This window comes from Candidatus Thiosymbion oneisti (genome assembly GCF_900092655.1).
GTDB lineage: Bacteria > Pseudomonadota > Gammaproteobacteria > Chromatiales > Chromatiaceae > Thiosymbion > Thiosymbion oneisti.
On record NZ_FLUY01001250.1, the window covers coordinates 1 to 7,086 of the forward strand.

The window sequence follows — 7,086 nt, forward strand, 5'->3', positions numbered from 1 at the left end:
GTTCAACCTCGGTTGCCCACGCCCGCATCGCAAGGCGCGCCTAACCCGACCTACAAAACTTAACTTAATGGCATTGAGTTAAGGGTTACCGATCAGCAAAGTAAGAGAAAAAACTACGAATCACGCGAATCCTCACGAATGGATTCGTGCCGATTCGTGCGCTTCGTAGCCAAGTCAGACCAAGAAAACATTCCGGCCCATATCCTCAAGGTATTGAAAGAGGAGCTTGTCGATGGTTATGAATGAAAAAGAACTCACTGAACGGGATTCCGAGCGTGATATTTGGCAAGAAACGCTGAATGCCGTTCGTGACATCAAGGCTGGAAATGTAGGTCATGTTGAAACTGTCGAACCGCTCCCTATAGTCGAAGCTCGCCAGAAGTCCGGCTTGTCTCAATCTCAGTTTGCGGAGCTATTAGGCGTGTCAGTTCGCACTCTCCAGGATTGGGAGCAAGGGCGTCGTAAACCAAGTAAAGCTGCTACGTCACTTATTCAGATCGCAAGACAGCGTCCAGATATATTACATGAAGTATTCGGATAAGAACTTGGCTAACTGTTGGGTCCCGGACGATTGCATAGGCTCTAAAATAGGGTCATTGTTGCGTGCCAGAGAGATCATGGAGCGGCTGGTGTCCACCTCCATAGCGGAGCAAACGCCGGTAACCGAGGCGATTCACGTTCGGTCAGGCCGCATTTCGCCGCTTGATCTCTTGGTCCAAATCCCAGGTTATCTGGAGGTTCATCCAGAGGCGGGTGGACGTATGCAAGGCATCAGCCAAATCCAACGCGGCCTCGGCTGACACCCCCTGTTTGCCGCGGATCAATTCGTTCAGGCGCGTTTCGGTCCAACCGATTCGGCGGGCGAACTCCGCCTGGCTGATGGCTGCGGGTTCGAGGAACTCCTCGAGTAGGTATTCGCCGGGATGGAAGGGATTCTCCGGTTGCTGTGGCATGGGATTTAGAAGCTGTACCCTGGCCCTGGCCGAGATCTACGACAAGGTGAAGCTCACAGCCGCCTGAAGAAGATCCTTTGGCGCGGTTCGCTACGCTCACTGATGTCCTACAAACCTCGGCGTCGAGGTTCTGATCCTCGGCGTTGAGGTTCTGAGCCTCGGCGTTGAGGTTCTGAGCCTCGGTGGTGAGGTTCTGATCCTCGGCGTTGAGGTTCTGAGCCTCGGTGGTGAGGTTCTGATCCTCGACGGTGAGCTTCCGAACCTCGACGGTGAGCTTCCGAGCCTCGACGTTGAGGTTCTGAGCCTCGGCGGTGAGCTTCCGAGCCTCGGCGGTGAGGTTCTGATCCTCGGCAGTGAGGTTCTGATCCTCGGCATTGAGGTTCTGATCCTCGACGGTGAGGTTCCGAACCCCGATGGAGAGGTCCGGAGCGCGTGGAACCGAACATCCTTCGATAGCCGCCGTTTCTACGCACCGGCGTCAGCTGGAAAGCCGCCGGTATCTGATGCGATGGGGCTGGTCCGCCGCGTCCCCCAGTCGGCGGCGGCGATCTGTCTCATAGTCCGCGTAGTTGCCTTCGAACCAGGTCACCTGGGAGTCGCCCTCGAAGGCCAGAATATGGGTAGCGATGCGATCCAGGAACCAGCGGTCATGGCTGATGACAAGGGCGCAGCCAGGGAAGGCGAGCAAGGCTTCTTCGAGGGCCCGCAGCGTCTCCACGTCCAGGTCGTTGGTCGGCTCGTCGAGCAGCAGCAGGTTGCCGCCGCTTTTGAGCAGCTTTGCTAAGTGCACCCGGTTGCGCTCGCCGCCGGAGAGGTCATCGACGCGCTGCTGCTGGTCCGTACCCTTGAAGTTGAAGCGGCTACAGTAGGCCCGTGAGGGCATCTCGTACCGCCCGACGACGATGTTGTCCGCACCGTCGGATATTTCTTCCCACAGGGTCTTGGAACCGTCCAGGGCATCGCGGCTCTGGTCCACGTAGGCGATCCGGACCGTATCGCCGATCCGCAGCTCGCCCGCGTCCGGTTGCGCTTGGCCGGTGAGGATGCGAAACAGGGTGGTCTTGCCGGCGCCATTGGGTCCGATGATGCCGACGATGCCGCCCTTGGGCAGATTGAAGGACAGGTCCTCATAGAGCAAGCGGTCCGCGTAGGCCTTACGCAGCCCCTTGGCCTCGATCACTAGGTCACCCAGGCGCGGACCCGGTGGGATATAGAGCGCGTTGGTCTCGTTACGGCTTTGAAAATCAGTGGACTGTAGCTCCTCGAAGCGGGCCAGGCGCGCCTTGCTCTTGGCATGGCGACCCTTGGGATTGGAGCGCACCCATTCCAGCTCGTGCCGCATGGTGCGGATGCGCGCGGCCTCCTGCTTCTGCTCCAGCTCCAGGCGTTGCTCCTTCTGCTCCAGCCAGGAGGAATAGTTGCCCTCCCAGGGGATGCCGTGACCCCGATCCAGCTCCAGGATCCAGCCGGCTACGTTATCCAAGAAGTAGCGGTCGTGGGTCACCGCCACCACGGTGCCCGGATACTCGTGCAGAAAACGCTCCAGCCAGGCCACGGACTCCGCGTCCAGGTGGTTGGTAGGCTCGTCCAGCAGCAGCATGTCGGGCTTTTCCAACAGCAGCCGGCACAGGGCCACACGCCGGCGCTCGCCCCCGGAGAGTCTGCTCACGTCCGCCTCCCAGGGGGGCAGTCGCAAGGCGTCGGCGGCCACCTCCAGGGTCCGCTCCAGGTTGTGACCATCGGTGGCCTGGATCAGGTCTTCGAGCTCCGCTTGCTCCTTGGCCAGGGCGTCGAAGTCCGCGTCGGCATCCGCGTAGGCGGCATAGACGGCGTCCAATCGTTCCAGGGCCGATTTGATGTGGCCGAGAGCCGCTTCCAGATTGCCGCGCACGTCCTTGGTCTCGTCGAGCTGGGGTTCCTGGGGCAGATAGCCGACCTTGATGCCGGGTTGGGGCCGGGCCTCGCCCTCGATCTCGGTGTCGATTCCGGCCATGATGCGCAGCAGGCTGGATTTGCCCGCGCCGTTGAGTCCCAGTACCCCGATCTTGGCACCCGGAAAAAAAGACAGGGAGATGTCGCGCAGGATGACCCGCTTGGGCGGCACTACCTTGCCGACCCGGCTCATGGTGAAGATGTACTGTGCCATAGTTGCTGAAACCCAGGTTCCGTCAGGAGCGAAGGAGTAAAATTCAACCTATTATTCCACACGACAAGGCTGAAGGTGGGATGTGCGGCGCTTTCCCGCCCTACGCGGACTCGTAGGGTGGGCTGTGCCCACCAACTGACCGGAGAGAGGGCAGGGGACAGTTGTCAGGGGGCGGGGAAAGGCTGAAGGCGGGATGCGCTGCGCTTTCCCGCCCTACGCGGGCTCGTAGGGTGGGCTGTGCCCACCAACTGACCGGAGAGGGGGCAGGGGACAGTTGTCAAGGGGCGGGGAAAGCCGGATTCGTCCCTGAACCCAGCTTGGAGGCCATCCAGCTCGTAGGATGGGCAAAGCAAGCGTCCATCAAACTGATCTCAAGGTTTCGGTCATTCCGCGGAGGTTTCTACACTGCGGCTGCCTATTAGAATGCATGAAGCGAAGCGTGCCCATCGATCCACAGCCGGGAATGACAGATGTAGATGTTGGGCACGGCACGATAGAGGTCGTCGGCTCGATCGCTGGCTCGGCAGTGCGCGCCTTTGCCCAACCTACTCGACCAAATGTCAACACCACCTGGTTATACACGCTTATCCTGGGGCAAGACCCATCATGCACAAGATCGGACTACCCGTGATCGGATTCGTCGCCCCGAGCGGCAGCGGCAAGACCAGGCTGCTGCAAAAGCTGGTGCCGGTGCTCAAGGACCGGGGGCTACGGATCGGTTATCTCAAACACGCCCACCATAGCTTCGAGCTCGACGTGCCGGGCAAGGACAGCTACCAGCTCCGGGCGGCGGGTGCGGAGCAGATTCTGCTGGCCTCCCATAAACGCTGGGCGTTGCAATCGGAGCAGGCGGATGGGGGCAAGGACCCGTCCCTGGCGAAGATGCTGCGCAGATTCGATGCGGACCGGCTGGACCTGATCCTGGTGGAGGGATTCAAGCATGCGGCCTACCCCAAGATCGAGGTCCACCGCACGACCCTGGGTAAGTCGCCGCTGTATCCCGAAGACCCGGACATTATCGCCGTAGCCACGGACCTTAATCTACCCGGCGAGAACCATCCCCCACAGCTACCAGTGGAAGATCCCGAGGCGATCGCCGATTTCGTGCAAGCTCACATAGCGGTCCGGCCCCCCGACGCTGAGGAGGCAAGGACAGAGCTGGTACGTCATTATCGTTGGCTGCGCCGATACGGCTGCAACGATTCGCATTCCGGTAATGCCTCGGTACGCTCGGGCGAGACCTTTTGGGTCACCCCGACCGGGGCCTGTGCGGATACCTTGGAACCCGACGACCTGGTGGCCTGTCCCATGGACGGCCCCTGTCCCGAAGGCGCCTCCCGGGACGCGCCACTGCACCAGCACGTGTATCGAAAACAACCCCAAGCAAGGGCGATGCTGCACAGCTACGGCCCCTACTCGGTGGCCATGAGCCTCGCCGGTCAGGACTTCCGTCCGGTGGATTTCGAGGGGCAGTCCTATTTCGAGCGGGTCCCGGTGCTTTCAGTAGAGCACGCGGACTACCTGGAACAGGCGCCGCAGGCCGTGGCGAATGCCCTTGCCGATCATCCCATCGCCATGGTCCGCAGCCACGGGATCTATGCCTGGGGCGAGACCCCGAACCGGGCCTACAAGTGGACCTGCTCCCTGGAGCTCTCGGCCAAGACCTATGTCATCGCCAGGCAGGCGGCGAATGTGTGAGAATGGGAAAAGACAGCTTTTATCCGCAGATTGCGCAAACGAAAAAAAGCGGTTCGAACGATTCTGTGGTCCCATTAAAGCGGATGGGTCGTTGGTGGGCGCAGCCCACCCTACCGTGCGTTGTGTCCACATTCATCGGCGACGCCTTGCCCCGCGGTGAAATCCAGGGTCCCCTCGTAGATGGCACGGCCGGTGATGGCGGCCGTTACACCACTGGCGGCCACGGTGCACAGGGTGCGTACATCGTCCAGGTCGGTGATGCCGCCGGAGGCGATGACGGGGATCGAGATGGCCTCTGCCAGGGCGCGCGTGGCCTGCACGTTGGGACCTGTCATCATGCCGTCCCTGCCGATGTCCGTGTAGACGATGGCGGATACCCCGTCCGCTTCGAAGCGCTGGGCAAGGTCCGCTACCGGATGTTCGGTAAGCTCCGCCCAGCCTTTGATGGCTACCCGCCCCTCCCTGGCGTCCAGACCCACGATGATGTGGCCGGGGAAGGTCTTGCAGGCGCGGGCCACGAGCTCCGGTTCCTTGACCGCCTGAGTGCCGATGATGCAATAGGCAACACCGGCACTCAGATAGGCGGCGATGGTGGCTTCGTCACGAATGCCGCCACCGACCTGGATAGGCAGCTCGGGATAACGGGCGGCGATGGCCCGGATGGCAGCGTCGTTCACCGGCTGCCCGGCGAAGGCGCCATTGAGGTCCACCAGATGCAGGCGGCGGGCACCTGCATCGACCCAGCGCCCGGCCATCCGCACCGGATCGTCGGAGAAGACGGTCTCCTCGTCCATACGGCCCTGGCGCAGACGCACACAGCGCCCGTCTTTGAGATCGATAGCCGGAATCAACAACACCGCAATGTCACCTATTCAAGTGCCCCGAGCCTTCCGGGAGCTGCCGGTCAAGGACAAAACTGTTTATTGTGGGGTTTTGGTTACCATTATTTCTCGTCCGATGCCAGCCGGTGGGCCTGGCGTGTGGGTTCGGGTAGGCGATAGCGGGTGGTGCAGGCCAGCACATAGTCCAGCGCCGTCTCCAGGCCGATCCGATGCCCCACGGACACATAGACCGGCCGCACCTTGGCGCGCGTGCGGAGCAAGGCGCCGATTATCTCGCCGCCGTGCCGCAGCCAGGTCTGCGCCCCCTTTTCCAGGGCCAGGGTCCCGTGCTCCCCGATAAGCCGTGATTTGGCCACACCGATGCTGGGCAGGTCGGTGAGCAGTCCCAGGTGGCAGGCCAGACCGAACCGGCGCGGGTGGGCATAGCCCTGACCATCACACAGGAGCAGGTCCGGCGTGACCCGCAGCTTGGCGAGGGCTTCGAGGGCCGCCGGGATTTCGCGGAAGGATAAGAGCCCCGGTATATAGGGGAAGCTGGTAGGGCAGCGTGCCAGGGCACGTTCCAGGAGCTCGAGCCCGGGCAAGCGCAACACCACCACCGCGGCCCGGGTTATTTTCCCCTTTTCCTCGAATCCGATATCCAGGCCAGCGACGGTTTCGACTGGCGCGAAGTCGTCCCGTCTCACCAGCCGTTCGCGGAGCTGCTCCTGAATGGCCCGCGCCTGGGCGGGGGTGACGTCCCAGGGATGGAGGTTCTTCAATGGCTCTGCGACCCGATTTGCTTGGCCTTGTGCGCCGGCAGGCGCCATGACCATGCCTGCCAATCGGCTCCACTCACTCGGCGACACCGATATGCAGCTCCGTATCGCAGGGACGAAAAAGGCCCATACCAGGGCACAGGCCGGCTCACAAGCAGGCGAGCAGGCGGATGGACGCCAGATCGCGTACCCCGAGCTATCGGACGCCAGGACTGCCGGGAGAGAATCAGTCCCGCGACGAGCCCACGATCTCGTGGGCGAGGTCCACTACCCGATTCGCCATGTCCATATACTCCTGCCGATAGTCGACGAGGAGCCCTTCACTGGAGGCCCAGTAGTCCTTACCGGTGACGCCGTGCTGGTGCTCGTAGGCGATGAACTGCTTCTGCATCTCGAGCATCTTGTCGATCAGGGCTTGTTTCTCTTGCTTCAAGGCCGCGGTGTCGCTCATGGCTTGCTCCCGATGATTTGCTGCTGTTTGGATCTGCTCGGCCTTTTCAGAGTATGCCGAGCCGCCAATTTAACATGTAAACGCCGGAATCGGTCAACCGGAGTGGCATCTTTCAGGGCGGGTGCGTATAAATTTCTTTTTGATTAACAAGTTACTACCAACCGTGTCGATTGGGCAAAGCCGGGAGCGCCGGCATCCTGCCGGCTCGTAGGTTGGGCAAAGCCGGATCAGGGACGAT

General features: G+C 61.6%; 6 protein-coding genes and 2 pseudogenes. 3 read left to right on the forward strand and 5 right to left on the reverse strand.

The annotated features are described in order from the left end of the window. The first annotated feature begins 232 nt into the window (after nt 1-232). Nucleotides 233-541 carry a helix-turn-helix domain-containing protein gene (locus BQ17_RS12945; protein WP_089727711.1) on the forward strand — a complete coding sequence of 103 codons (309 nt, stop codon included), beginning with the start codon at nt 233-235 and terminating at the stop codon, nt 539-541. A gap of 142 nt (nt 542-683) precedes the next feature. Here BQ17_RS12945 and BQ17_RS12950 read toward each other — a convergent pair whose 3' ends face one another. Beyond that, the gene (locus BQ17_RS12950; protein ID WP_089727714.1) at nt 684-953 is read right to left on the reverse strand and encodes a HigA family addiction module antitoxin; all 270 of its coding nucleotides are present in this window, start codon (nt 951-953) and stop codon (nt 684-686) included. Between the two features lie 478 nt (nt 954-1,431). Then, the gene (gene ettA, locus BQ17_RS12955) at nt 1,432-3,099 is read right to left on the reverse strand and encodes an energy-dependent translational throttle protein EttA (protein ID WP_089727715.1); all 1,668 of its coding nucleotides are present in this window, start codon (nt 3,097-3,099) and stop codon (nt 1,432-1,434) included. A 606-nt stretch (nt 3,100-3,705) separates the two neighbouring features. On the opposite strand from ettA, the pseudogene mobB reads away from it, so the two are divergent. Together mobB and BQ17_RS23470 are read left to right on the forward strand one after the other, a co-directional pair. After that, a pseudogene (mobB, locus tag BQ17_RS23465) lies at nt 3,706-4,230 on the forward strand (molybdopterin-guanine dinucleotide biosynthesis protein B); the annotation flags it as partial. Between the two features lie 36 nt (nt 4,231-4,266). Then, nucleotides 4,267-4,797: pseudogene (locus BQ17_RS23470) on the forward strand (class II aldolase/adducin family protein); the annotation flags it as partial. Nucleotides 4,798-4,907: 110 nt separating this feature from the next. Here BQ17_RS23470 and hisA read toward each other — a convergent pair. From hisA to BQ17_RS12975, 3 genes are all read right to left on the reverse strand, one after another. After that, on the reverse strand, nt 4,908-5,654 hold the full coding sequence (gene hisA / locus BQ17_RS12965; protein WP_089727719.1) for a 1-(5-phosphoribosyl)-5-[(5-phosphoribosylamino)methylideneamino]imidazole-4-carboxamide isomerase: 747 nt from the start codon (nt 5,652-5,654) through the stop codon (nt 4,908-4,910). Nucleotides 5,655-5,740: 86 nt separating this feature from the next. Beyond that, on the reverse strand, nt 5,741-6,448 hold the full coding sequence (gene nfi / locus BQ17_RS12970; RefSeq protein WP_089727723.1) for a deoxyribonuclease V: 708 nt from the start codon (nt 6,446-6,448) through the stop codon (nt 5,741-5,743). Nucleotides 6,449-6,623: 175 nt separating this feature from the next. Beyond that, on the reverse strand, nt 6,624-6,848 hold the full coding sequence (locus tag BQ17_RS12975; RefSeq protein WP_089727721.1) for a hypothetical protein: 225 nt from the start codon (nt 6,846-6,848) through the stop codon (nt 6,624-6,626). Between the last annotated feature and the right edge of the window lie 238 nt (nt 6,849-7,086).